This window comes from Methylopila jiangsuensis, assembly GCF_027922305.1.
In the GTDB taxonomy this organism is placed as follows: domain Bacteria; phylum Pseudomonadota; class Alphaproteobacteria; order Rhizobiales; family Methylopilaceae; genus Methylopila; species Methylopila jiangsuensis.
In genome coordinates this window covers 213,478-236,546 of sequence record NZ_BSFK01000016.1, presented here as the reverse complement: position 1 = coordinate 236,546, position 23,069 = coordinate 213,478, and the positions used below count along the sequence as shown (strand labels likewise).

General features: G+C 73.1%; 23 protein-coding genes. 10 read left to right on the top strand and 13 right to left on the bottom strand.

What is annotated here, in order from left to right; all coding sequences use genetic code 11:
• Positions 1-147: 147 nt before the first annotated feature.
• Genes PKE85_RS13945 through PKE85_RS13935 form a run of 3 tightly spaced genes read left to right on the top strand, consistent with a single transcriptional unit; the run spans position 148 to position 4,581 of the window.
• Complete coding sequence (locus tag PKE85_RS13945; protein ID WP_271205370.1) at positions 148-1,926, top strand: GGDEF domain-containing protein; 1,779 nt, start codon at positions 148-150, stop codon at positions 1,924-1,926.
• Between the two features lie 43 nt (positions 1,927-1,969).
• Complete coding sequence (locus PKE85_RS13940; RefSeq protein ID WP_271205369.1) at positions 1,970-2,665, top strand: Crp/Fnr family transcriptional regulator; 696 nt, start codon at positions 1,970-1,972, stop codon at positions 2,663-2,665.
• Positions 2,662-4,581 carry a CHASE2 domain-containing protein gene (locus PKE85_RS13935; RefSeq protein WP_271205368.1) on the top strand — a complete coding sequence of 640 codons (1,920 nt, stop codon included), beginning with the start codon at positions 2,662-2,664 and terminating at the stop codon, positions 4,579-4,581. The genes PKE85_RS13940 and PKE85_RS13935 overlap by 4 nt, the downstream gene beginning before the upstream one ends.
• Positions 4,582-4,585: 4 nt before the next feature.
• Here PKE85_RS13935 and PKE85_RS13930 read toward each other — a convergent pair whose 3' ends face one another.
• The 6 genes from PKE85_RS13930 to PKE85_RS13905 form a co-directional block, all read right to left on the bottom strand.
• Positions 4,586-5,215 (bottom strand): FecR family protein, encoded by a 630-nt coding sequence (locus PKE85_RS13930; RefSeq protein WP_271205367.1) that lies wholly within the window; start codon positions 5,213-5,215, stop codon positions 4,586-4,588.
• Positions 5,216-5,248: 33 nt separating this feature from the next.
• The gene (locus tag PKE85_RS13925) at positions 5,249-6,061 is read right to left on the bottom strand and encodes an MBL fold metallo-hydrolase (protein WP_271205366.1); all 813 of its coding nucleotides are present in this window, start codon (positions 6,059-6,061) and stop codon (positions 5,249-5,251) included.
• Positions 6,062-6,205: 144 nt separating this feature from the next.
• Entirely contained in the window at positions 6,206-6,994 is a 789-nt protein-coding gene (locus tag PKE85_RS13920) for a fumarylacetoacetate hydrolase family protein (RefSeq protein WP_271205365.1), read from the bottom strand.
• Entirely contained in the window at positions 6,987-8,018 is a 1,032-nt protein-coding gene (locus PKE85_RS13915) for a 2-dehydropantoate 2-reductase (RefSeq protein ID WP_271205364.1), read from the bottom strand. Before PKE85_RS13915 ends, PKE85_RS13920 begins: the two co-directional genes overlap by 8 nt.
• A gap of 154 nt (positions 8,019-8,172) precedes the next feature.
• Positions 8,173-9,054, bottom strand: coding sequence for a succinate--CoA ligase subunit alpha (sucD, locus tag PKE85_RS13910; protein WP_271205363.1), 882 nt, complete (start codon positions 9,052-9,054; stop codon positions 8,173-8,175).
• 4 nt (positions 9,055-9,058) lie between these two features.
• The gene (locus PKE85_RS13905; protein ID WP_271205362.1) at positions 9,059-10,231 is read right to left on the bottom strand and encodes a succinate--CoA ligase subunit beta; all 1,173 of its coding nucleotides are present in this window, start codon (positions 10,229-10,231) and stop codon (positions 9,059-9,061) included.
• A gap of 215 nt (positions 10,232-10,446) precedes the next feature.
• Here PKE85_RS13905 and dapD point away from each other — a divergent pair, with 215 nt between their 5' ends.
• The 4 genes from dapD to PKE85_RS13885 all read left to right on the top strand — a co-directional run bounded on the left by dapD (position 10,447) and on the right by PKE85_RS13885 (position 13,405).
• Complete coding sequence (gene dapD, locus PKE85_RS13900) at positions 10,447-11,289, top strand: 2,3,4,5-tetrahydropyridine-2,6-dicarboxylate N-succinyltransferase (protein ID WP_271205361.1); 843 nt, start codon at positions 10,447-10,449, stop codon at positions 11,287-11,289.
• A gap of 158 nt (positions 11,290-11,447) precedes the next feature.
• Positions 11,448-12,584: a succinyl-diaminopimelate desuccinylase gene (gene dapE / locus PKE85_RS13895; protein WP_271206066.1), complete on the top strand. Its 1,137-nt coding sequence runs from the start codon at positions 11,448-11,450 to the stop codon at positions 12,582-12,584.
• A 46-nt stretch (positions 12,585-12,630) separates the two neighbouring features.
• Positions 12,631-13,125: a cupin domain-containing protein gene (locus tag PKE85_RS13890; protein ID WP_271205360.1), complete on the top strand. Its 495-nt coding sequence runs from the start codon at positions 12,631-12,633 to the stop codon at positions 13,123-13,125.
• Positions 13,126-13,255: 130 nt separating this feature from the next.
• Entirely contained in the window at positions 13,256-13,405 is a 150-nt protein-coding gene (locus PKE85_RS13885; protein ID WP_271205359.1) for a hypothetical protein, read from the top strand.
• A 9-nt stretch (positions 13,406-13,414) separates the two neighbouring features.
• On the opposite strand, the gene PKE85_RS13880 is transcribed toward PKE85_RS13885, so the two are convergent.
• Positions 13,415-14,512 carry a response regulator gene (locus tag PKE85_RS13880; RefSeq protein WP_271205358.1) on the bottom strand — a complete coding sequence of 366 codons (1,098 nt, stop codon included), beginning with the start codon at positions 14,510-14,512 and terminating at the stop codon, positions 13,415-13,417.
• A 212-nt stretch (positions 14,513-14,724) separates the two neighbouring features.
• Here PKE85_RS13880 and PKE85_RS13875 point away from each other — a divergent pair, with 212 nt between their 5' ends.
• From PKE85_RS13875 to PKE85_RS13865, 3 genes are all read left to right on the top strand, one after another.
• A complete protein-coding gene (locus tag PKE85_RS13875) occupies positions 14,725-15,660 on the top strand; it encodes an AEC family transporter (protein WP_271205357.1) in 936 nt (311 codons plus the stop codon).
• Between the two features lie 42 nt (positions 15,661-15,702).
• Positions 15,703-16,470, top strand: a complete 768-nt coding sequence (locus PKE85_RS13870; RefSeq protein WP_271205356.1) for an alpha/beta hydrolase — start codon at positions 15,703-15,705, stop codon at positions 16,468-16,470.
• A 96-nt stretch (positions 16,471-16,566) separates the two neighbouring features.
• Positions 16,567-17,340, top strand: a complete 774-nt coding sequence (locus PKE85_RS13865; protein ID WP_271205355.1) for a M48 family metallopeptidase — start codon at positions 16,567-16,569, stop codon at positions 17,338-17,340.
• 6 nt (positions 17,341-17,346) lie between these two features.
• Here PKE85_RS13865 and trmB read toward each other — a convergent pair whose 3' ends face one another.
• The 6 genes from trmB to ybeY all read right to left on the bottom strand — a co-directional run bounded on the left by trmB (position 17,347) and on the right by ybeY (position 23,065).
• Entirely contained in the window at positions 17,347-18,042 is a 696-nt protein-coding gene (trmB, locus tag PKE85_RS13860) for a tRNA (guanine(46)-N(7))-methyltransferase TrmB (protein ID WP_428981356.1), read from the bottom strand.
• Positions 18,043-18,082: 40 nt separating this feature from the next.
• Positions 18,083-19,255, bottom strand: a complete 1,173-nt coding sequence (gene metK, locus PKE85_RS13855; RefSeq protein WP_271205353.1) for a methionine adenosyltransferase — start codon at positions 19,253-19,255, stop codon at positions 18,083-18,085.
• A 92-nt stretch (positions 19,256-19,347) separates the two neighbouring features.
• The gene (locus tag PKE85_RS13850) at positions 19,348-19,761 is read right to left on the bottom strand and encodes a helix-turn-helix domain-containing protein (RefSeq protein WP_271205352.1); all 414 of its coding nucleotides are present in this window, start codon (positions 19,759-19,761) and stop codon (positions 19,348-19,350) included.
• 149 nt (positions 19,762-19,910) lie between these two features.
• A complete protein-coding gene (lnt, locus tag PKE85_RS13845; protein ID WP_271205351.1) occupies positions 19,911-21,497 on the bottom strand; it encodes an apolipoprotein N-acyltransferase in 1,587 nt (528 codons plus the stop codon).
• Positions 21,498-21,539: 42 nt separating this feature from the next.
• On the bottom strand, positions 21,540-22,532 hold the full coding sequence (locus tag PKE85_RS13840) for a hemolysin family protein (RefSeq protein ID WP_271205350.1): 993 nt from the start codon (positions 22,530-22,532) through the stop codon (positions 21,540-21,542).
• Positions 22,533-22,546: 14 nt separating this feature from the next.
• Positions 22,547-23,065, bottom strand: coding sequence for an rRNA maturation RNase YbeY (gene ybeY, locus PKE85_RS13835; RefSeq protein WP_271205349.1), 519 nt, complete (start codon positions 23,063-23,065; stop codon positions 22,547-22,549).
• Positions 23,066-23,069 lie beyond the last annotated feature (4 nt).

Sequence of the window (23,069 nt, the reverse complement as noted above, 5' to 3'; positions counted from 1 at the left end):
GGCGAACGGTCGCTAAATATTGTCATAAGATGAAATTCTGCAGGCCGCGCGTTTTCCGTTCCTCCGTGTCCGAAGGCGCGCTATGAGCTGAGTCTCAAGCAGCGGAGCGTGCAGAGACGCGCAGCGCCGGCGGAGGATTTACAGGGCGTGTCCGCGCGACATCTCGAGCGCCGACTTCGCTTCGCGGCCGGCGCGGCCGTGATCTGCGTCGCCGTTCTGGCGGGACTGCTTGTCGGCCGCGTCTATCAGGATTTTCAACTGGCCCAGACGGGGAGCGCGGCGCTCGCCACGTTCCGCACCGTGCTGGATCTCTCGAACGCCGTCGCGGCGGAGCGCGGACCGGCCAACGCCGCCATGGCCCTGCGCGTCGAGGATGCGCAGGCCTCCGCCGCTCTGGTCGCCGCCCGGCGGACCGTCGATCAGGTTGCCATGACGGCCGGCGGCCTGGTCGCGGCCTCCGTCCTGCCCGGCGCGGCGACGACCGCCGAAGCCACGTTCGAGGTGCTGCTGGAACGGGCCAAGGCCCGTCTCGCGGTGGCGCGAAGCGAGGTGGACCGGGTGCGCGAACTGCCGTTCGAGCATCGGACGCTCGGGGACATCGAGGGCGCGATCACCGCCATGTTCCACGCCTCCGACATGCATCGGGAGCTGGTGCGCTGGAAGGCGGCGCAGTTGGCGCGCAACGATCCGGATCTCGCCTCCGCGGCGCAGGCCGGGCGGGTGCTGGCCGAATTCCGCGATCACGCCGGGCGGGTCGGCTCCAACATCATCGCTCCGCTGGCGCTGAACCAGGCCATGCCGATGACGAACCTGCTCGCGGCCCGCCAGACCATTGGCCACATCAGCGGGCTGTGGAGCCTGTTCGAAGGCATGGCGGGCGGCCCGTTCCGGGACGAGCGGCTGAACGGGCTCATCCACGAGACCGAGCAGGTGTTTCTGCGCGAAGGGCTCGGTCTGGTGGAGACGACCATCGGTGAAGGCCGTTCGTCCGGCCAGTACAGCCTGAGCGCGGCGGAGTTCACCCAGCGTTTCGTCGCGACCTTTCAGCCGGTGCTGCAGTTGCAGCGGGCGATGCTTGCGGCCTCGGAGGCCAGACTGGCGAAGCGGCGGGACGACGCCCTGTTCGCGCTTCTTGGCGCCGTCGCCGCCGCTCTCGCGCTGATCGGCGTCGTCATCCTCGTCGTGCTGTATGCGGAGCGTCGGGTGTTCGCGCCCCTGATGCGGGCGCGGCGCGAGGTGATCGCGCTCGCGGGCGAGGCGGACGCATCGCCCTGGACCGGCGGCGCTCCCGGCGAGTTCGGCGGGCTGTTCGACGCCATCGACGTGCTGCGCGAGCGCCTGCGCCTGCGGGACGAGATGACCGTGGATCTCCAGCGGCAGGCTTCGACCGACGCGCTGACGGGCGTGCTGAACCGGGGCGGCCTGGAGGCCTTCGTCGCTCGGATGGAGCGGGATCGCCGCCGCATGCCGGTGGCGATCCTGATCCTGTTCGACGTGGACAACTTCAAGGCCGTCAACGACCGGCACGGCCACCCCGCGGGCGATGAGGTCATTCGCCACGTGGCGCGCCGTGCGCAGGAGCTGACGCATGGGCGCGATCTGGTGGCGCGCTTCGGCGGCGACGAGTTCGCCATCCTGACCGAGGAGCGTTCCGTGGAGGAGACGGCGGCCCTCGCCGAGACCCTGCGCCGCGCGCTGGCGGCGGAGCCCGTCGCGCTCCCCGACGGCGCCGGCTTTCTCTCCGTCACGGCGAGCTTCGGGGTGGCGAGCGGCGCGCGGGACTGGCGCGAGCTGACGACGCTTGCGGACAACGCGCTTTACGCCGCGAAGGCGGGCGGCCGCGACGCCGTGAGCGTGGCGCCGGGACCCGTGGCTCATCTGTCCCGGCACGCGGGCGGCTTGAACCCCATCGACGGCGTGGCGTAGGTCTTGATCTCCGCGCGGACGCCGCGCGGCGGGGGAGCGGACCATGGCTGCGACGGCGGCCGCCGACCGGATCGGCGGGCTTGATCTTTTCGCCGGCGCGCGCCCGGAGGACGTGGCGGCGCTCGCCGCCGCCGCCCGGCCGCGCCGTTTCTCCGCCGGCGCGACGCTGTTCCAGCGCGGCGATGCGGGCGCCGAGATGTTCATCGTCCTTGAGGGGCGCATCCGGCTCTCGGTGCTGTCCGCGGAGGGCCGCGAGCTGTCGCTGCGCCATGCGGAAACCGGCGCGCTCATCGGCGAAATGGCCGCGCTCGACGGCGGCGCGCGGTCGGCGGACGCGACCGCCGTCACCGAGGCCCGCGTTCTGGCGCTGGCGCGCGCCGACATGGACCGGCTTCTCGCCGAGCGCCCGTCGCTGGCCCGCGCGGTCGTCCGCTTCCTGTGCCGGCGCCTGCGCGACACCACCGACCAGATGGAGTCGATCGCGCTCTACCGGCTGGAGCCGCGCCTCGCCCGCTTCCTGCTGGCGCTCGCCCGCGCCGACGTGGAGGCCGGCCGCCGGACGGCGCGGCTGGAGCTGGCGCTGAACCAGAGCGAGATCGCCGACATGCTGGGCGCCTCGCGCCCCAAGCTCAACGGCGCGCTCGCGGCGCTGGAGGCCGCCGGCGCGGTGGCGCGGGAGGGGCGCGCGCTGCGGCTTCAGGTCGACACGCTGACCGCGATCGCGGACGGCGGGGCGTGAGAGGCCGCTGGCGCGCGGGTCTGGCCGGGCTTGCGCTCGCCGGCCTCGCGGCGCTGGCCGCCGCCGTCGACGGCGGAGGCGCGGTCGCCGCGCTGCGCGAGCGGGCGCTGGACGCCGCGCTGGCCTGGGCGCCGCTCCCGGCGAGCGCCGCCGTGACGGTGGTCGACATCGACCAGGCGAGCCTCGCGGCGGAAGGGCCGTGGCCCTGGCCCCGCGACCGGCTGGCGGCGCTGGCGGAGCGGGTGGCCGACGGCGCGCCGGCCGCGCTCGCGCTCGACATCCTGCTGGAGGGACCGGACCGCAGCGCGCCCGAGGCGCTCGCCCGCGCGCTCGCCGCCCGCTCCGGCGACGCGGACGCGGTAACGGCCGTGGCGCGCCTGCCCGATCCCGACGCCCGGCTCGCCGCGGCGCTGGCGCGGGCGCCGACCGCGCTCGCCGCGCTGCTCGGGCCGGCGTCCGGCGACGCGGCCCCGCCGGCGCCGGTCGCGCTGTCGGGGCCGCCGCCCGCGCTCGCGCCCTGGCGGGCGGAGGGCGCCGCGCTGCCCTTCCCGCCGCTGCGCCGGCGGGCCAGCGAGGTGGCCGTGGCGTCGCTGTCGGCCGATGGCGACGGCGTGCTGCGCCGGGCGCCGCTGTTCGCGCTGGCCGGAGAACAGCCGCTGGCGGGTCTCGCCGCCGCCGCCGTGCGTCTGCGGGAAGGCGCGGCGCTCTATGTGCTGGACGGCGGCGCGGGCCGACTCAGGGTCGGCGGCGTGTCGGCGCCGCTCATCGCGGAGGCGAGCCTCCGCTTCCGCGCCACCAGCCCTGACCGCTGGCGGGGGCGCAGCGTCTCCGCCGCCGACGTGCTGGCCGGACGGGCGCCGTCGGCGGGCTTCGCGGGGCGGATCGTGCTGATCGGCGGTTCCGCGCCCGCGCTCGGCGCTTTGCGCCGCACGGCGGCGAGCGCCATCGCGCCCTCGGTCCAGATCCACGCGGACGCGGTGGAGACGCTGCTGTCGGGCGCCGCGCCGGTGCGGCCCGATGGCGCCGGGCGGGTGGAGGCGGCGGGCGCCGTCCTCCTCGCCCTCGCCGCCGCGGCGGCGGGCGCGCTGGCGGGGCCGGCGCTCGCGGCTGTGGCGGCGGTCGGCCTCGCCGGACTGTGGGCGGCCGGGGCGCTCGCCGCGCTGTTCGGCTTCGGCCTCGCGCTCGATCCCGCTTCGTCGGCGCTCGCCGCCCTGCTGTCCGGCGGCGGCGCGGGACTGGTCGCGGCGGTGGACGCCCGCCGGAAGGCGGCGGCGCTGCGCCGCCGGTTCGAAAGCCATCTCGCCCCGGCGGTGGTGGAGCGCATCGCCCGCAACCCGGAGCTCCTGAAGCTCGCGGGCGAGCGCCGGGAGGTGACGGCGCTGTTCACCGACGTGGAGGGCTTCACCGCCTTCGCCGAAGCGCATCCGGCCGAGGCGGTGGTCGGCGCGCTCGACCGCTACTTCGACGGCGTCACCGCCATCGTCACCGCCCATGGCGGCATGGTGGACAAGCTGGTGGGCGACGCGGCGCACGCGCTGTTCAACGCGCCGCTCGATCTGGAGAACCACGCCGGGCAGGCGGTGCGGGCGGCGCTCGCCATCGCCGCCTTCGGTGAGGCGTTCCGCGCCGCGCCGGACATGGCGGCGCTGGGCTTCGGCCGCACCCGCGTCGGGGTCGAGACCGGGCTCGCAGTGGTGGGCGACGTGGGCTCCCGCGCCAAGCTGGACTACACCGCCCATGGCGGCGCGGTGAACACGGCGGCGCGGCTCGAAGCCCTGAACAAGCAGCTCGGAACGGCGGTCTGCGTCGGCCCCGCCGCCCGCGCCCGCGTGTCCGCCGTGGCGTTCCGGGCCCATGGCGCGGTGGAGCTGCGCGGGCTCGGCCGGATCGAGGTCTACGAACCGCTGCCCGGCTGAGGCGTCAGCCGAGCACGGAGGCCAGCGCCTCATCGATCCGGACCTTGCCCCATGGCTTGACGTCGGAGGGGGCGGCGCCGCGGCGGGGAATGTCCACGCCCTCGCCCGCCCCGAGCCGCCGGGTGACGCCCGCCGCCGACACGGTGACCGCGCCCCGCGCCACGAACACGCCGAACACGCCCCTGCTCGGCCCCGCGAAGAAGCGGGTGCCGCGCACGCCGATCAGCCCGAAGGCGGAGCGCACCTCGATGTCGGTCTTGGGCAGGCCCTCCGCCCGGTCGAACACCAGCGCGCCGGCGCCGAGCCGGAGATCGCCGCCCGCCGCCGCCACGAAACGGTCGATGGTGAGCCGGGCCTCCGGGCCGAGATAGACCCTGGAGCCGCTCTGGAGCGCGAGCGCGGCGCGGGAGGCGGCCTCGGTCCACACCGTGTCGCCCAGCAGCACCTCGGAGCGCATGGCGAGACGGCGCACCCGGTTGCGCTCGGCAAAGGCGCCGCCTTCAAGCTCCGCCACCTCGCCCACGGGCCCCGCCCCGGCGAGCGCCGCGCCGGGGCACGCCGCGGCGCCCGCCAGCGCCAGCAGCGCCGCGCGCCGGCCGACGCCCCGGCCGGATGATGTCGCGCCTGTGGTCATGGTCGTCTCCCCCGTCCTGTTTTCTTCCGCATATCACAGATCGAGCGTCTGCCCGGCGCGGGCCACCAGGGTTCCGGGCAGCGTCTCCGCCGCCTGATGGGCCAGCCGGTCGAGCTGGTCGTCGCCGGCCTCCGGATGGTGGTGGAACAGCGCCAACCGCCGCGCCTCGGCCCGGCGCGCGGCGAGCGCCGCCGCGCCCCAGCTCGAATGGCCGTGGCGCCCGCGCGGGGCCGCCTCGGGCAGCGTGGCGTCGTGGATCAGCAGGTCGCAGCCGGCGGCGAAATGGGCGAGCGTGCGGTCGGTCTGCGCGTCGCCCGCCTCGTGGTCGGGGACATAGACCAGACTGCGGCCGTCGAAGTCGATCCGCCAGGCCAGCGCGCCGCCGTCATGGGCGGCGCCGGCGCAGGACACGACCACGCCCTCCGCCGGCTCGAACACCGCGCCCGGCGCGGCGTGCAGATCCACGATCCGGGCGACGAGCGCCTCCGGCCCCACGGGAAAGAACGGCCGCCGCATCAGCTCCGCCGCGAGCCGCGCCACTCCGCCTTCCACCGGCGACAGCGCGAGGATGCGCGCCTCCGCTTGGCGGAACGGGGCGAAGAACGGCAGCCCCATCACATGGTCGTAGTGGGCGTGGCTGAGCAGCAGCGTGAGCGGCGCCGGAGGCCGGTCGGCGAGCGCGAGGCCAAGGCGCCGGGCGCCGCCGCCCAGATCGAGCGCGAGGCGATGATCGCCGCAGACCACTTCCACGCAGGAGGTGTCGCCGCCGTAGCGGACGGTGGTCCCGTCCATGGCGGGGGCGCTGCCCCGCACGCCCCAGAACGTCGCCGTGAATCGCCGCGCCATGCTCCGCCCGCCTCGTGATCGTCGGGAGGGAGCATGGCGGTTGGCGGGCTGGGGCGCTGTTCCCGGCGTGACAGGCGGACAACGCCGGGATCAGCGGTTCCCGTCGCGCCCGCGCCGGAGCGCGGACGAGAGGGGCGTTTGGCCTCAGGCGAGGAAGGTGTTCTTCAGCACGCCCACGCCGTCGATGATGACCTCGACCACGTTCTCGGGGTCCTTCATGGCGCCGACGCCGGTGGAGGTGCCGCAGGCGATCAGGTCGCCCGGCTCCAGCGTCATGTCATGGGACAGGCGCGAGACCAGATCCGCCGGCAGGAAGAACATGTCGTTCACCGGGTAGTTCTGGCGCTCGGAGCCGTTCAGCACCGTGCGGATGGCGAGCGTCGCCGGGTCGAGCCCGGTGGCGACCGCGGGGCCGAAGGCGCCGAAGCCGTCGAAGCTCTTGGAGCGGGCCCACTGGGCGAAGGACGGGTCCTTGTCGATCAGCTCGCCGGCGGTGATGTCGTTGACGCAGGTGTAGCCGAAGATGCCGGCCTCGGCCTCCTCGACGCTCGCGTCCTTCAGCCGCTTGCCGATGACGATGCCGAGCTCGCCCTCGAAGGCGACCCGGCCGGCGTAGGACTTCGGCCGCCTCACCACCGCGCCCGGGCCGACCACGGAGGACGGCGCCTTCAGCAGGTAGAGCGGCTCCTCCGGCGGGTCCTGGTTCAGCTTGGCGGCGAGACCCTTCAGGTTCTTCCACAGCGCGATGATCTTGGACGGCGCGGTCGGCGCCAGCAGCTCGGTCCCGGCGAGGGGAAGGGTCTCGCCGGTCGGCTGCGGGCGGTCGAACATGTCGCCCGCATGGACCACGATCGCGTCGCCGTCGAGACGGCCGAAGCCGGCCGCCTCCCCGCGCGCGAAGCGGACCCAGAGCTCCTTGGGCGCGTCAGCCATTGGCGACCTTCGGCTCCGGCTGGGCCTCGACCACGGCTTCGGGGAAGGTCGGGTAGACGCCGAGCGAGCGGCCCATCTGCTGGGTCAGGCCGAGCACGGTGTCGATGAAGGGCGTCTCCACCTTGGCGAGGCGGCCCATCTCCTGCACGGCGGTCAACAGCGCGTCGAGCTCGATCGCCTTGCCGGCCTCCACGTCCTGCAGCATGGAGGTGCGGTGCGCGCCCACGCGGGCGGCGCCGTTGATGCGGCGCTCCACGTCCACCTTGAAGGTGGCGCCGAAGGTCTCGCCGATCTGCTGGGCCTCCAGCATCATCTTCTTGGCGAGCGGACGGGTGCCGGGATCGGTCGCCACGATGTCGAGGGTGGCGCGGGTGAGCGCGGAGATCGGGTTGAAGCACAGGTTGCCCCACAGCTTCAGCCAGATGTCGTCGCGGATGTCGTCGTAGACGCGGGCCTTGAGGCCGGAGGCGTTGATGGCGTCCGCGAGCCTGGTCAGGCGCTCGGTCTTCTGTCGGCTGGGCTCGCCCAGGCCGAAGGTGTCGCCGTAGATGTGCTTGATGACGCCCGGCTCGGTGATCTCGGTGGCCGGATAGACCGTGCCGCCGATGACGCGCTCGGGGCCGATGGCCTTCCACTGGCGGTCGCCCGGATCGACGCTCTGAAGGCGCAGGTCGGCGTGCTCGCCTTCGAGGCCGTGGAAGTACCACCACGGCACGCCGTTCTGCATGGTGACGACCGCGGTGTGGTCGCCCAGCAGCGGCGCCATGTCCTCGGCGGACTCCCACGCCTGATGCGCCTTGAGGCCGTTGATCACATAGTCCTGCGGGCCGAGTTCGGCGGCGTGCTTGGTCGCCGGCATCTCGGCGTGCAGCTCCTGCCCGTCGATCAGCAACTTGAGGCCGCGCTGCTTGATCGCCTCCAGATGGGGCCCGCGCGCGATCAGGGACACGTCCACGCCCGAGCGTTTCAGCATGACGGCCATGTAGCCGCCGATCGCGCCGGCCCCGTAGATGCAGATCTTCATCGCCTCAGTCCCCTTTCCTAAAACGTTTCAGGGCGCGGCTGTCGGCGTGCCGACGGCTGCGCTTTCGGATCGAAACGAAGGCCGGCGCTGGTTCGCGCCGGCCTTCGGCAGATGTTCCCCGCACGTCCCGGCGGCCGCCGGAACGCCTGTGAAATCAGTGCGTCCGCGCCAGAGCGTCCGCGATGGTCCGGCCCACGAGGTCGGCGCTCGGAGCGACGCGCACGCCGGCCTTCTCCAGCGCCCGCGTCTTGGCGGCGGCCGCCGCCGCGCCGTTCAGCGCCAGCGCGCCCGCGTGGCCCATGCGACGCTCCGCGGGCGCATGGGCGCCCACGATCAGCGCCACGATCGGCTTCGAAGGCTTCGCGCCGGCCACGAACTCCGCGACCTCCTGCTCCTCGGTCCCGCCGATCTCGCCGATCAGCACGACGCCGCGGGTGTCGGGGTCCGCCAGGAACAGCTCCAGACATTCGCGCATGGACAGTCCATGCACCGGATCGCCGCCTACGCCAACCGTGGTCGATTGTCCGAGCCCCGCCGCGGTGATCTGCGCCACCACCTCGGAGGTGAGCGAGGCGGAGCGCGACGCCACGCCGACCACGCCGGGCCGCTCGCCGCCCGTGGCCATCACGCCGAGCTTGGACAGGCCCGGCGACAGCACGCCCTGGCTGTTGGCGCCCACAAGCGTGGTGCGCGAGCCTTTGAGCGCCTCGCGCACCCGCACCATGTCGAGCACGGGCACCCGCTCGGTGACGGCGACCACCAGCGGGATCTCGGCCTCGATCGCCTCCAGCATGGCGGCGCCGGCGGAGGCCGGCGGCACGAACACGATGCTGGCGTCGGCGCCGGTCGCCTCCTTCGCGGCGCGCACGCCGTCGAACACCGGCAGGTTGAGGTGGGAGCGTCCGCCCTTGCCCGGACGCACGCCCGCCACCACCCGGGAGCCGTACTCCATCATCTGGGTGGTGTGGTGGGTGCCGGCCCAGCCGGTCATGCCCTGGACCAGGATGCGGGTGTCGGCGTTCAGAAGAATCGCCATGGCGTCAGGCCCTCCCGGCCGCGACGGCGACCGCCCGGCGGGCGGCGGCGCCCATGTCGGGCTCCTCCATCACCGCGCAGCCGAAATTGGCGAAGCGGGAGCGGGCGAACTCCGCGTTCAGCCCCGCGAGCCGCGCCACCACCGGCAGCTTGCGGCCCGAGCGGCGGAGGGCGACGCCGAGCCCTTCGGCGATGGTGTCGCAGGACTGCATGCCGCCGCCGTGCACGTTCACCAGCAGCGTCCGGATCGCCGGGTTGTCCAGCAGCAGCGCGAAGCCGTGGGCGATGTCGAGGCTGGTGGCGGTGGTGCGGATGTCCATGAAGTTGGCGGCCCGGCCGCCCGCGGCCGTCACCATGTCGAGGGTGGCGAGGCCGAGCCCGGCGCCGTTCGACACCAGGCCGATGTCGCCGTCGAGCTGCACGAAGTTGAGCTGGTCCCGATGGGCGGACAGCCGCTCCCGGTCGGCCTCGTCCTCGTCGCGCAGGGAGGCGAGGTCGCCGTGGCGGAACAGGGCGTTGTCGTCCAGCGTCATCTTGACGTCGAGCGCGAGGACGTCGCCCTCGGCGGTCACCGCCAGCGGGTTGATCTCGATCAGGCTGGCGTCCAGTTCCACGAAGGCCCGGCGCAGCCCCTTCACCAGCGCGGCGACCTTGCGGGCCGGCTCGCCCTCCAGCCCCACGCGGCCGAGCAGCGCCACGATCTCCGCCTCGTCCGGCTCGGCGGAGACGGACAGCGCCAGCCGTTCGCGGGTCAGCGTCCCGGCGCGCTCCCGCGCCTCGATGTCCTCGCCGCCGGGAGAGGCCGCCAGCAGGGTGAGCGCGCCCAGTTCGTGATCCACCAGCAGCGCGAGATAGAGCGTGCGCTCGGCGCGCACCGCCTCCTCCACATAGACCCGGCGCACGGTGAGGCCGCGGCCGTCGGTCTGGGCGGTGGCGAGCTTCTGGCCGAGCAGGGCTTCGGCGGCGGAGCGGACCATGGACGGCCCGTGCGCCATGCGCACGCCGCCGGCGGCGCCCCGGGCGCCCGCCTGGATCTGCGCCTTGACCGCGAGCGGCGCGACGCCGAGGTCGCGCGCCACGCTTTCGGCCTCGGCCGGCGTCACGGCGACGGCGCCGCGCGGCGCCGTCAGGCCGTAGTCCGCCAGCAGCCGCTTCGCCTGGAATTCATGCAGTCTCATGCCCGAGACCCTTTCGACGTTTCCTCAGGCGCCCGCTCCCTGCCGTCGCCGCATTGGTATAAGCGATGCCACCGCTTGCCTATTGGCACAAAGATGCACGGCGCCGCACCCGTCATGTTCGGGACATGACGCCGCCGTGGCCGATTGACACGGCGGACGCCGCGCCTCAAACGTCCCGCGACCTTAAAGACGACGTCTCCCGGAGACCAGACATCATGACCCACGCCGACATCGCCGCCGTCATCGAGGACGCCTGGGAGAAGCGCGCCGAGATCGGGGTTTCGACCACGGGGCGGGTGCGCGAGGCGGTGGAGCAGGCGCTGTCGGCGCTCGATTCCGGCGCGCTGCGGGTGGCGACGCCGGAGAACGGCGCCTGGACCGTTCACCAGTGGGTGAAGAAGGCGGTGCTGCTGTCGTTCCGCCTCAACGACATGGCGCGCATCTCCGGCGGCCCCGGCGGCGCGGCGTGGTGGGACAAGGTGCCCTCCAAGTTCGACGCCTGGGGCGACGAGCAGTTCAGGGCGGCCGGCTTCCGCGCCGTGCCGGGCGCCATCGTGCGCCGCTCCGCCTATGTGGCGCCGGGCGTGGTGCTGATGCCGTCCTTCGTGAACCTCGGCGCCTATGTGGACACCGGAACCATGGTGGACACCTGGGTGACGGTGGGCTCCTGCGCCCAGATCGGCAAGAACGTGCATCTCTCCGGCGGCGTCGGCATCGGCGGCGTGCTGGAGCCGCTGCAGGCCGGTCCGGTCATCATCGAGGACGACTGCTTCATCGGCGCCCGCTCCGAGGTCGTGGAGGGCGTGATCGTGCGCAAGGGCGCCGTGCTCTCCATGGGCGTGTTCATCTCCGCCACCACCAAGATCATCGACCGCGCCACCGGCGAGGTGTTCGTTGGCGAGGTGCCGGAGTATTCCGTGGTGGTGCCGGGCTCGCTGCCGGGCAAGCCGCTGCCGGACGGGACGCCCGGTCCGTCGCTCTACTGCGCCGTGATCGTGAAGCGCGTCGACGCCCAGACCCGCGCCAAGACCGCCATCAACGAGCTGCTCAGGGACTGAGGCCGAAGGCCCCTCACCCGGCCCTGCGGGCCGACCTCTCCCCGCCGGGGAGAGGTTAAGATGCGGCGCCGCCCTCCACCTCTCCCCGGCGGGGAGAGGTCGACATCGCGAAGCGATGGCGGGTGAGGGAGCGCGTCCCGGGAGACAGCGCGATGATCATCGACCCCAAGGACCCCGTGGCCGTCGCCCAGGCGCTGATCCGCTGCGAAAGCGTGACCCCGGCCGAGGGCGGCGCGCAGGCGCTGCTGGAGAGCCTGCTCGCGCCGCTGGGCTTTGCGGTCGCGCGTCCGACCTTCTCCGAGCCGGACACACCGGACGTGGCCAATCTCTACGCCCGGCGGGGCGAAGGCCCGGCCTTCGTCTTCGCCGGCCACACCGACGTGGTGCCGCCCGGCGACCTCGCCCGCTGGCGCGAGGGGCCGTTCTCGGGCGTGATCGTGGACGGCGAGCTGCACGGTCGCGGCGCGGTGGACATGAAGGGCGCCGTCGCCTGCATGGTGGCGGCGGTCGCCCGCCGTCCCGAGGCCGCGCCGGTCGCCTTCCTGATCACCGGCGACGAGGAAGGCCCCTCCATCAACGGCACCTCCAAGCTGCTGGAGTGGGCGGCCGGGCGCGGCGAGCGCTTCTCCGCCTGCCTGCTGGGCGAGCCCACCAACCCCGAGGCGCTCGGCGACGTGGCCAAGATCGGCCGCCGGGGCAGCCTGTCCGCGGTGGTGACGCTGCAGGGCGCGCAGGGCCACGTGGCCTATCCCCACCTCGCCGACAATCCGCTGCGGCGCCTCGGTCCCGCGCTCGCGGCGCTCATGGACGAGCCGCTGGACGAAGGCACGGCGCACTTCCAGCCCTCCCATCTGGAGGTGGTGGGGGTCGAGAGCGGAACCGGCGCGTTCAACGTCATCCCCGCCTCGGCGACGCTGCAGTTCAACGTGCGCTTCAACGACCGGCACACGCCCGACAGCCTGAAGGCGCTGCTGACGGACAGGCTCGCCAAGGCGCTCGGCCCGGACGCCTTCGCCATCGCCTTCCAGCCCCGGCCGGGCGAGGCCTTCCTCACCGCGCCGGGCGCCTTCGTGGACCTGGTGTCGGACGCGGTGGAGGCGGAGACCGGGCGCCGCCCGGCGCTCACCACCGGCGGCGGCACCTCGGACGCCCGCTTCATCAAGTCCTACTGCCCGGTGGTGGAGTTCGGGCTGGTGGGCCAGACCATGCACCAGGTGGACGAGCGGGTCGCCGTGGCCGACCTCGAGACCCTGACCCGCATCTACGAGCGCGCGCTCGTCGCCGCCTGCGGTTGAAGCCTCCGCCGCGCCGCTTCATGCTGGCGCAAAAACGGAGGACGCCATGGGCCACGATCACGAACGCGACGCCGGGGCGGAGCGCTGGAAGCACGACGGCGTCCGCGTCATCAAGGGCGACAGGCTCGATCCCAACACCGCCCAGACGCCGGGCATGTTCCGGCAGGCCGCCATCACCCACGCCCGCGTCGGCGCGCAGCGCATCTGGGCCGGGACGGTGGCGATCGAACCCGACGCCAAGACCGGCGTGCATCACCACGGCGCGCTGGAGAGCGTGATCTACGTCATCAGCGGTCGGGCGCGCATGCGCTGGGGCGAGCGGCTGGAGTACGTGGCCGAGGCGGGGCCGGGCGACTTCATCTTCGTGCCGCCCTACGTCCCCCATCAGGAGATCAACGCCGACCCGGAGCAGCCGCTCAACTGCGTGCTGGTGCGCTCCGACAACGAGGCGGTGGTGGTGAACATCGCCGACGTCGACCCGGTCGAGGCGCCGGAGGAGGTCTACTGGGTGGACCCGATCCACGCCCGTCCGGAGACGTGACGGAGCGACGCCGTCGACCGACTCTCGCCGCGGCCGGCGCGCGCGAACCGCTTCGACAACGTTCCGACAGGCTGTAAGCTCCTCGCGGAGGCTGGCGGCCGGCGCCGCCGGCGCTTGGGGAGGCGCGGTCATGAACGTGGTCGTGGGTCTGTTCGTCGGCCTGCTGGTGGTCGTCGCCCTCACGGGCTTCGCTCGGCGCGATCCGGGCGCGGTCGGGCCGGACAGCTTCGGCGATGACCCGCGAACAGATGGCGACGGCGGCGACGGCGGGGGCGACTGAGCCGCCGCGTCAGACCGCGGCGGCCTCGCCGGCGATGGCGCGCCAGAGTTCGGCCACCGACAGCGGCTTGGTCACCACCTCGTCCGCGCCGGCGGCGCGGAACGCCGCGATCTCGTGCGGGAAGGCGCGGGCGGTGACGCCGACGACGCGGATGGCGCCGTGGGGCGCGGGCAGGGCGCGGATGGCGCGGGTGGCCTCCAGCCCGTCCAGCGTCGGCATGGTGGCGTCCATCAGCACCAGATCGTAGCCGCCGGCGGAGACGGCCGCGAGCGCCTCGGCGCCGTCCATGGCCATGTCGAAGGCCAGATCGAAATGCTCCAGCAGCGTGGCGATGACCCGGCGGTTGACCGCGTTGTCCTCCGCCACCAGCACCCGGCGGGGGCGACCGGCCGGCGCCGGCCGACGGGGCATGGCGAGCCGCAGCCGGGCCGCCACCTCCGCGCCGCCCTCGGGACGGTTGCGGGCTTCGACCCCGCCGCCCATGCCGCGGGCGATCTCCGCCACCAGCGCGAGCCCGAGCCCGGCGGCGCCGCGGGCGCTCTCGCCCTGCACGAAGGGCTGGAACAGGCGCTCGGGCGTCGGCCCGAGCCCCGGCCCGGTGTCGCGCACGACGATCCGCAGCGTCGCCTCCGCGCCGTCGCAGGCGACGGGTTCGATCGCAAGCGAAACCGAACCGGAGGCCGTGGCGCGCAGGGCGTTGTCGGCGAGGTTCTCCACGATCTGTCGCAGCGCCGCCTCGTTGGCGATCACCCGCGCCGGCGCGCCGGGCGCGCGGAGGACCGTGAAGTCGAGCGCCTTGCTCCGGGCGCGGGCCTCCAGCGCCGGAGCGACGCGGGCGAGGAAGGCGTCGAGCTCGACCTCCTCGGCGCGGCGCGGCGCCATGTCGGCGCCCAGCAGGGCGCTCGCCACGCTGAGCAGGTGTTCGGCGGAAGTCTTGAGCGCCGCGGCGTGGCCGCGGGCGGCCTCCGACAGCTCCTCGGCCAGCAGCAGGTCGGCGAGCGCCAGGATGCCGCCGAGGGGCGTGCGGATCTCGTGCGCGGCGACGGCGATCCGCCGCGCCGGGTCCGGCGCCTCACAATCCTCGGCGAAGCTCGCGGTCGCGCTCATGCGGGCGATCGTCCTTCTGGTCCTTCGGCGGCGGGAACGTCGGCCCGAACCTGCCCCCGAGGCTTTAAGGATGGGCTAAACCGATCGCGAAATCCCGCCTGCAAACGCGCTGTCCCCAGCTTCCGCGCCGCCGCGTTGACCGGGCCGGCGCGACTGTCCTAATCGGGGACACGCGACCGTTCGCCGCGAACGGCGCCCATTGAGCCCAACCCATGTCCGATCTCCTCGCCATCGTGCTGCCGACCTTCGGCCTCATCGGCCTCGGCTACGGCGCGGCGCAGCTGCGCCTGATGGGCGAGCGCGCGGGCGACGGCCTGTCGGACTACGTGTTCCTGCTGGCGATCCCGGCGCTGATCTTCCGCACGCTGTCGACCGGCGGCGCGGTGGAGCAGAACCCCTGGGGCTACTGGGTCGCCTATTTCGCCGGCGTCGCGGTGGTCTGGACGCTGGGCGCGCTCTGCGCCCGCCGTCTGTTCGGCCGGGACCGGCGGGAGGCCGCGATCCACGGCTTCGCCTCCGGCCAGTCCAACACGGTGCTGGTGGGCGTGCCGCTGATCCTGCAGGCCTATGGCGCCACGGGCGCGACGCCGCTGTTCCTGCTGCTCGCCATCCATCTGCCGATCATGATGACGGTGGTGACGCTGCAGATCGAGACCGCGGGCTCCGAGCGGCGCGGCCTCGCCGTCGCGGGCCGGCTGGCCCGCACCATCCTCACCCATCCGATCGTGGTGGCGCTCGCCGCCGGCCTTGCGGCGCAGACGGCGGGCTACCAGCCCTCCGGCGCGCTGAAGGCGATCGTCGACCAGCTCGCCGCCACCGCCAGCCCCTGCGCGCTGGTCGCCATGGGGCTGGCGCTGAAGCGCTACGGCATGCGGGGCGACGTGAAGCCGGTGCTGGTCATCAGCGGGCTGAAGCTCGTGGTCCATCCCCTCATCGTCTGGCTGCTCGCGGTCCACGCGCTGCCCGTCCCGCCGGTCTGGGCCGGCGTGGCGGTGCTGTTCGCCGCCATGCCGAGCGGCGTGAACGCCTATCTGGTGGCGGCGCGCTACAAGGTGGGCGAAAAAACCTCCTCGGCCGCCGTCGCCGTCTCCACCGCGCTGTCGGTGGTCACGGTGTCGTTCTGGCTGTGGGTGCTGGGCGTCGTCTGACGCTTGTCCGATCCGAACGACGCATTTTCCAGGAGACGGCCGATGACGGCGCCGGAACGCAAGGTCCTGACCGTGGGAGACGGCGCAGACGCGCGCGAGATCGCGGTCCTGTTCCGCCCCGGCGCCGGCCCCTGCGTCGTCTGGCTCGGCGGCTTCCGCTCGGACATGACCGCCACCAAGGCCACCGCCATCGACCAGTGGGGCGAACGCGCGGGCCGCGCCGTGCTGCGCTTCGACTACTCCGGCCACGGCGCCTCCAGCGGCGCCTTCGAGGACGGGACCATCGGGACATGGCTGGAGGACGCGGAGGCTGCGATCGCGGCCTTCGCAGGCCCCGCGCCGGTGCTGGTGGGCTCTTCCATGGGCGGGTGGATCGCGCTGCTCGCCGCCCGCCGCAGCGCCGCGCCGCTCGCCGGGCTGGTGCTGATCGCGCCCGCCGCCGACTTCACCGAGGCGCTGATGTGGGAGCGCTTCTCGAACGAGACCCGCCGCGAGATCGTCGAGACCGGCCGCTGGATGCGCCCGAGCGCCTACGCGCCCGGCCCCTACCCGATCACCCGCGCGCTGATCGAGGAGGGGCGCGATCATCTCCTCCTGGACGCGCCGGTCACGATCGGCGCCCCGGTCCACATCCTGCAGGGCATGCGCGACGTGGACGTGCCGTGGGAGCACGCCATGCGACTGGTGGACCGGCTCGCGGAGGACGACGTGGTGGTGACGCTGATCAAGGACGGCGACCACCGCCTGTCCCGGGACGAGGACATCGCCCGGCTGATCGCGGCGGTGGATGGGATCGCTCCGGCGGCGTGAAGGGCTCGCCTCGCGGGAATCGGCACGGTTAAAGTCCCGTTAAGCGTTGATTCGTTTCGATGCTCTCGCCCGTCCGCCGAAAGCCTCCCGCCGCCGATGTCCCTGCTCCGCGCTCTTGGCCTCCGCGCCCCCGTCCGTCGTCCCGAGCCCCGCGCCCTCGGCGACGCGCTGACGGTGGCGACCCGCATGGGCGAGGTGGCGATCGCGGTGCGGCGCACCGCCCGGGCCCGGCGCATGACGCTTCGGGTGCGGGCCGCCGCCCGGGACGTGACGCTGACGCTGCCGGCGCGCACGCCGATCGCCGCCGCCCGGGACTTCGTGGAGCGGCATGTGGACTGGATCGAGCAGCGCCTTGCGCGGCTGCCGGACCGGATTCCGTTCGCGGACGGCGAGATGGTCCCGATCCGGGGCGTCGGCCATCGCATCGCGCTGCGCGAGGGCGCGCGCGGTCTGGTGCGGATCGAGCCGGGCCTCCGGGGCGAGCCGCCGACGCTGGCGGTGCACGGCCACCCGCCCCACGCCGCCCGCCGCGTCGCCGATTTCCTGAAGCGCGAGGCGCGCAAGGACCTGCTGGCGGCGACGTCCCGCCACGCGTCGGCTCTGGGCGTCACGGTCGGCCGGGTGACGCTGAAGGACACGACCACCCGCTGGGGGTCGTGCTCGTCCTCCGGCGACCTCGCCTTCTCGTGGCGGCTGATCCTCGCGCCCGCCCATGTGCTGGACTATCTCGCCGCCCACGAAGTGGCGCACCGCCGGGAGATGAACCACGGGCCCCGCTACTGGGCCCATGTGGCGGCGATCTATCCCGACTACGAGCGGGCCGAGGCCTGGCTCAAGGCCCACGGCGCCACGCTGCACCGCTACGGCTGACGCCCGTCAGAGCCGGCGGAAGACCAGGTAGTTGCCCCTGCGGCCTTCCCGGATGGCCTTGGCCTCGTAGCGGGTGCCCGGCCAGCCGGCCCAGGGGCGCCGCCAGTCGTCGGCCTTGGCGGCCGTCCACTCGAAATCCGGCGAGCGGCGGGCGTGCTCCAGCGTCCAGGCCACATAGGTGTCGATGTCGGAGGCGAAGCGGAACGGCGCCCCGGCTTTCAGAGCGCGGGCGATGCGGCCGAGGTTCTGGTCCGACACGAAGCGGCGCTTCCAGTGCCGGGTCTTGGGCCAGGGATCGGGATAGAGCAGATCCACCCGGGCGAGCGAGGCCTCGGGCAGCGCGTCGAGCAGCTGCGTGGCGTCGTCGTCGTAGAGCCGCACGTTGCGCAAGCCGAGCCGCTCGATGCCGGCGAGGCCCTTGGCGAGCCCGGCGAGGAACGGCTCGACCCCGATGAAGCCCACGTCCGGGTTCTGGGTCGCCTCGTGCAGCAGGTGCTCGGCGCCGCCGAAGCCGATCTCCAGCCGCACCTCGCGCACCGGGACCGGGAACAGCGCCCCGAGGTCGTCCGGCACGGCGGCGAGGTCGACCTTCAGCTCGGGCAGGTCGTCCGCGATCAGCGCGGCGCGGCCGGCGCGCAGCGGCTTGCCGCGGCGTCGGCCGAAGAACGACCCTTCGTAACGCATCGCCTCGTCGGACATCACGCCGTCACCTTCATGCCGCCCGACGCGGCGCGCCTTGAGCTCAGCCGAGCGCGGACTTCAGCGCGTCGACCAGATCGGTCGCCTCCCAGGAGAAGCCGCCGTCCGTCTCGGGCGCGCGGCCGAAATGGCCGTAGGCCGCGGTGCGGGCGTAGATCGGGCGGTTCAGCTTGAGGTGCTGGCGGATGCCGCGCGGGCTGAGCGACATGACCTGGCCGAGCACCTGCTCGAGCTTGGCCTCGTCCACCCGGCCGGTGCCGTGCAGATCCACATAGATCGACAGCGGCTCCGACACGCCGATGGCGTAGGACAGCTGGATCGTGGCCCGGTCGGCCAGGTCGGCCGCGATCACGTTCTTGGCGAGGTAGCGCGCGGCGTAGGCGGCCGAACGGTCCACCTTGGTGGGGTCCTTGCCGGAGAAGGCGCCGCCGCCGTGGGGCGCCGCGCCGCCGTAGGTGTCCACGATGATCTTGCGGCCGGTCAGGCCGGTGTCGCCGTCCGGGCCGCCGATGACGAAGGAGCCGGTCGGGTTCACATGCCAGACGGTCTCGGGCGAGATCCAGCCTTCCGGCAGCGTCTCGCGGATGTAGGGCTCGACGATGGCGCGGATGTCGTCCGAGGTCTGGGCCTCGTCGGTGTGCTGGGTCGAGAGCACGATCGAGGTCACGCCCACCGGTTTGCCCCCGGCGTAGCGCACGGTGACCTGGCTCTTGGCGTCCGGAGCCAGCGTCGGCTGCTCGCCGCTGTGGCGGACCTCGGCGAGGCGCTTCAGGATCTTGTGGCTGTAGTAGAGCGGCGCCGGCATCAGCTCCGGCGTCTCGCGGCAGGCGTAGCCGAACATGATGCCCTGGTCGCCCGCGCCTTCGTCCTTGTTGTCGGCCGCGTCCACGCCCTGGGCGATGTGCGCCGACTGCGCGTGCAGGTACACGTCAACGTTGGCGTTGGCCCAGTGGAAGCCGTCCTGCTCGTAGCCGATGTCCTTGATCGCCTGACGCGCCACCTCCTCGATCCGGTCGTGGGTGATGCTCTCCGGCCCGCGCACTTCGCCGGCGATGACCACGCGGTTGGTGGTCACCAGCGTCTCACAGGCGACGCGCGCCTCGGGAGCGGCGGCGAGGTAGAGATCCACGACCTCGTCGGAGATCCGGTCGCTGACCTTGTCCGGGTGGCCTTCGGAGACGGATTCACTCGTGAACAGATAATCGGCGCGGGCCAAGACTGAACTCCCACTCGAGAACGAGGGCGTTCGTTAGAACGAACGCGCCGTTCTTCGCAGAAGCGTCCGAGCGGGTCAAGGCGGGCCGGCGGTCAGCCGGCCGCAGGCTCCACATCCGCGAGCGAGGCGACGAGCTCGACGATCTTGCGCCGCACCTTGGCGTCGGAGATGCGCGCGAACGCCTTGTTGAGCTGGAGGCCTTCAGTGGTGGAGAGAAAGTCGACCACGTAATCGGAGCCGGGGGCCTCGGACAATCCGCCCCGGGCGGTCTCGGCCCCGGGGGCGTCGTCGAAGAAGTAGGAGACGGGGACGCCCAGCACGTTTGAAATCTGCTGCATGCGGCTGGCGCCGATGCGGTTGGCGCCTTTCTCGTATTTCTGGATCTGCTGGAAGGTGATGCCCAGAGCTTCTCCAAGCTTTTCCTGGCTCATCCCGATCAAGACACGCCTCATGCGGACCCGGCTGCCGACATGCTTGTCGACCGGGTTCGGCGTTTTCTTAATCATAGTCCTCGTCTCCTCGCGGTCCCTCCGTGCGGCGCGCCCCCGCCGTACAAGATTATCAACGATGTGCGCACGAACGGCCACGGGCGTTCGACGTCCCGACGCCGACTACCGGCGTAGTGGCGCCATTAGTCGGCGTCTCCTTAGGAATGTCAAACACTGCGCCGCCGCAGAACTGCGGCGAGCATGAAAACGATGGGGAACAGCAGAAATAACATACCGCGAGTTGTGTCGTAAATCGTCGGCGCAATTTTCAAGGGGAGCCGGGAGTCCACGACGCCGCGCTGACCGAGCGGAAGGGCGGCGAGCACGCGGCCGTAAGCGTCGACCACCATGGACACGCCGCCATTGGCGGAGCGCACCAGCGGAAGGCCCTGCTCGATCGCCCGCACCCGCGCCTGCGCCGCATGCTGTAGCGGGCCGGGGGTGTGGCCGAACCAGGCGTCGTTGGTGACGTTCAGCAGGAAGTCCGGCCGTTCGCCGCCGGCGATCTCGCCCGGAAAGATCGCTTCGTAGCAGATCAGCGCGCGAAAGCGGGGCCCCTGCGGCAGCGCGATCAGGGTGGCGCGGTCGCCGGCCGAGAAGCCGCCCTGCAGCCTGGTGAGCTGCTGCAGCCCGACCGCCTCCAGCAGGGCCTGGAACGGCAGATACTCGCCGAACGGCACCAGATGCAGCTTGTCGTAAGTGGCGTGGATCGCGCCGTCGTCCCCGACAAGATGGAGCGCGTTCCAGAACTGCGGCGTTCCGTCCGGCCGCAGTTCGCCGCGCACCGCGCCGGTGGCGAGCGTGGCGCCGGGCGCGAGGCTCGCGCCGATGCGAGACAGCGCCTCGGGCGTGCGGGACAGGATGAAGGGGAAGGCGGACTCCGGCCACACCGTCAGCGTGGCGTCGGCGAGTCCCCGGCTCTCCGGCCCCCGCGCCTCGTCCGACAACGCCAGATAGGCGTCCATGACGACGTCGCGCTGAGCCTCCTGGGTCTTGATGTCCTGCGGAATCTCCGGCTGGATCGCCCGCACCGTCACGCGCGGATCGTATTCGGTCGGCCCGAGCGCAAGACGGCCGGCGCCGAAGGCGGCGAGGCCCGCGAGCGTCAGCGCCGCCGCCGCGGCGCCGCGCCAGGCCGGACGGGGACCGACGAGCGCCGCCGGCGCCGCGAACACGGCGAGCGCGATGAAGGTCAGGCCCTCGACGCCGACCACGGAGGCGAACTGGCCGAACCAGCTCTGGTCGGCCAGCGCGTAGCCGAAGGCGTTCCAGGGAAAGCCGGTGAGGACGTGGCCGCGCAGCGTCTCGGCGAGTCCAAGCGCGCCGGCGAAGGCGAACACGCGCCGGCCGCCGCCGCTCCAGAGCGCGCGGGCGAGCGCGAAGCCCGCGGCGGGAAACAGCGCGAGACCCGCGGGCAGGCCGGCGACCCCGAGCGGCATCAGCCAGCCGAAGATGTCGGCGTCCACCAGAAAGGCGGAGCCGATCCACCACAGCCCGCCGAGGAAATAGCCGAAGCCGAACCACCAGCCGGCGACGGCCGCGGACAGGATCGTCCGGCCGCGGGTGGCGCCGGCGGCGCCGTCGATCAGGAACACGGCGACGGGGAAGCTCAGCGCCAGAACCGGCCAGAGCGACAGCGGCGGCATGGCGAGAGCGGAGGCTGCGCCGGCCGAAAACGCGATCATGACCCGCCGCCAGCCGTTCGCCAGCGTGACGGTCTGCGCGAGGGCGGCGAGCGGCGAGCGGCGCGTCATGCGGTCGGGCCCCGGTGGATCGCGCCGCCCCGTGGCGGGCGATCAGGCCGCGTTGGCGGCGTCCCTGCCGGAGGTATCCGATTCGTCGCCGTCGCGCTCGGGATCGCGCTCGGGCCGGGAGATGCGCACCGACACCACCCGGCGGGGGTTGGCGTCCAGCACCTCGATCAGCCGGCCGCCCGGACCCGCGATCACGTCGCCCTGCGCCGGCACCCGGCCGGCGAGCGTCACGATCAGCCCGCCGATCGTGTCCACGTCGTCGATGAAGTCGGAGACGTCGAAGCTCGGTCCCACCGCCTCGGCCACGTCCTCCAGCGAGGCGCGGGCGTCGGCCACGAAGCCGCCGGCGCCGTCGGGCGCGATGCGCGCCTCGACCGCGTCGTCGTGCTCGTCCTCGATGTCGCCCACGATGGTCTCGACCAGATCCTCGATCGAGACCAGGCCGTCGACGCCGCCATATTCGTCCACCACCAGCGCCAGATGCACATGCTGCGACTGCATGCGCGCCAGCAGGTCCATCACCGTCATGGAGGGCGGCGCGTAGATCACCGGCCGGATCAGGTCGAGGTCGCCGATGCGGGCGGAGAAGTCGATCGCGCCCGCAGGCAGGCCCTCGGGCCCCGAGGCGCCGGCGATCCGGCCGAGCGCGTCCTTGATGTGGACCATGCCCGCCGGCTCGTCGAGCGAGCCGTGATGCACCGGCAGCCGGGAATGGCCGGCGACGAGAAACGCCTGCAGCAGCTCGGCGAAGGAGATGTCCGCCGGCGCCGCCTTGATCTCGGTGCGGGGCACCATCACGTCGTCGACCCGGGTGTCGTGCAGGCCGAGCACGTTGCGCAGCAGAACCCGCTCCTGCGGGGTGACGGAGGCGTCGTCCGCCGGGTCCTCGATCGCCTCGGCCAGCGCCTCGCGCAGGGTGGGCGCGGCGCCGAGGCCGACGAATGAGCGTATTCGGTCGACCCAGCTGTCCGGGCGGGCCTCGCCGTCGTGCGTCTGGGACGCTCGGTCGCGGGAGGAATGGTCGGAGGAGGACATGGCGTCGGAACCGTTCAGCTTTCCAGGGAGGTCGCGGCGTCGGCGTCCGCGTAAGGATCGGCCACGCCGATGCGGGCGAGAGCGGCCGTCTCCAGCGTCTCCATCTCCTCCGCCTCGGTGTCGTCGACGTGGTCGTAGCCGAACAGGTGCAGCACGCCGTGGACCACCAGATGGGCCAGGTGGTCGCCGATGGCCTTGCCCTCGGCGTCGGCTTCGCGCGCTACGGTCTCGTAGGCCAGGATGACGTCGCCGAGCATGGGCGCGTCCGCGGTCTCGTCGGGTTCGTAAGCGGGGAAGCTCAGCACGTTGGTGGGCGTTTCCTTGCCGCGCCAGTCCGTGTTCAGCTCCCGCACGCGGGCGTCGTCCGCCAGCGTCACCGCCAGCTCCGCGTCGGGGCGGGCTTCAAGCTCGCCTTCCGCGAAGGCGGCCCAGACCGCGCGGGCGACGATGGCCTCGGCGTCGGGAAGGGCGGTCCAGAGTTCGCTGTCGCGCACGGTTTCGAGCGCGACGGGGGGAGATCGGTCCGGGCTCATCGCT

Bases quoted from the DNA above. Each gene is read 5' to 3' on its own strand.
- PKE85_RS13880 (WP_271205358.1), bottom strand. From the start codon at position 14,512: ATGAGCGCGACCGCGAGCTTCGCCGAGGATTGTGAGGCGCCGGACCCG.
- PKE85_RS13840 (WP_271205350.1), bottom strand. From the start codon at position 22,532: ATGTCCTCCTCCGACCATTCCTCCCGCGACCGAGCGTCCCAGACGCAC.
- PKE85_RS13930 (WP_271205367.1), bottom strand. From the start codon at position 5,215: ATGACCACAGGCGCGACATCATCCGGCCGGGGCGTCGGCCGGCGCGCG.
- PKE85_RS13940 (WP_271205369.1), top strand. From the start codon at position 1,970: ATGGCTGCGACGGCGGCCGCCGACCGGATCGGCGGGCTTGATCTTTTC.
- ybeY (WP_271205349.1), bottom strand. From the start codon at position 23,065: ATGAGCCCGGACCGATCTCCCCCCGTCGCGCTCGAAACCGTGCGCGAC.
- PKE85_RS13920 (WP_271205365.1), bottom strand. From the start codon at position 6,994: ATGGCTGACGCGCCCAAGGAGCTCTGGGTCCGCTTCGCGCGCGGGGAG.
- PKE85_RS13925 (WP_271205366.1), bottom strand. From the start codon at position 6,061: ATGGCGCGGCGATTCACGGCGACGTTCTGGGGCGTGCGGGGCAGCGCC.
- lnt (WP_271205351.1), bottom strand. From the start codon at position 21,497: ATGACGCGCCGCTCGCCGCTCGCCGCCCTCGCGCAGACCGTCACGCTG.
- PKE85_RS13905 (WP_271205362.1), bottom strand. From the start codon at position 10,231: ATGAGACTGCATGAATTCCAGGCGAAGCGGCTGCTGGCGGACTACGGC.
- PKE85_RS13915 (WP_271205364.1), bottom strand. From the start codon at position 8,018: ATGAAGATCTGCATCTACGGGGCCGGCGCGATCGGCGGCTACATGGCC.
- dapD (WP_271205361.1), top strand. From the start codon at position 10,447: ATGACCCACGCCGACATCGCCGCCGTCATCGAGGACGCCTGGGAGAAG.
- PKE85_RS13865 (WP_271205355.1), top strand. From the start codon at position 16,567: ATGTCCCTGCTCCGCGCTCTTGGCCTCCGCGCCCCCGTCCGTCGTCCC.
- PKE85_RS13890 (WP_271205360.1), top strand. From the start codon at position 12,631: ATGGGCCACGATCACGAACGCGACGCCGGGGCGGAGCGCTGGAAGCAC.
- sucD (WP_271205363.1), bottom strand. From the start codon at position 9,054: ATGGCGATTCTTCTGAACGCCGACACCCGCATCCTGGTCCAGGGCATG.
- PKE85_RS13870 (WP_271205356.1), top strand. From the start codon at position 15,703: ATGACGGCGCCGGAACGCAAGGTCCTGACCGTGGGAGACGGCGCAGAC.
- PKE85_RS13875 (WP_271205357.1), top strand. From the start codon at position 14,725: ATGTCCGATCTCCTCGCCATCGTGCTGCCGACCTTCGGCCTCATCGGC.
- PKE85_RS13850 (WP_271205352.1), bottom strand. From the start codon at position 19,761: ATGATTAAGAAAACGCCGAACCCGGTCGACAAGCATGTCGGCAGCCGG.
- PKE85_RS13885 (WP_271205359.1), top strand. From the start codon at position 13,256: ATGAACGTGGTCGTGGGTCTGTTCGTCGGCCTGCTGGTGGTCGTCGCC.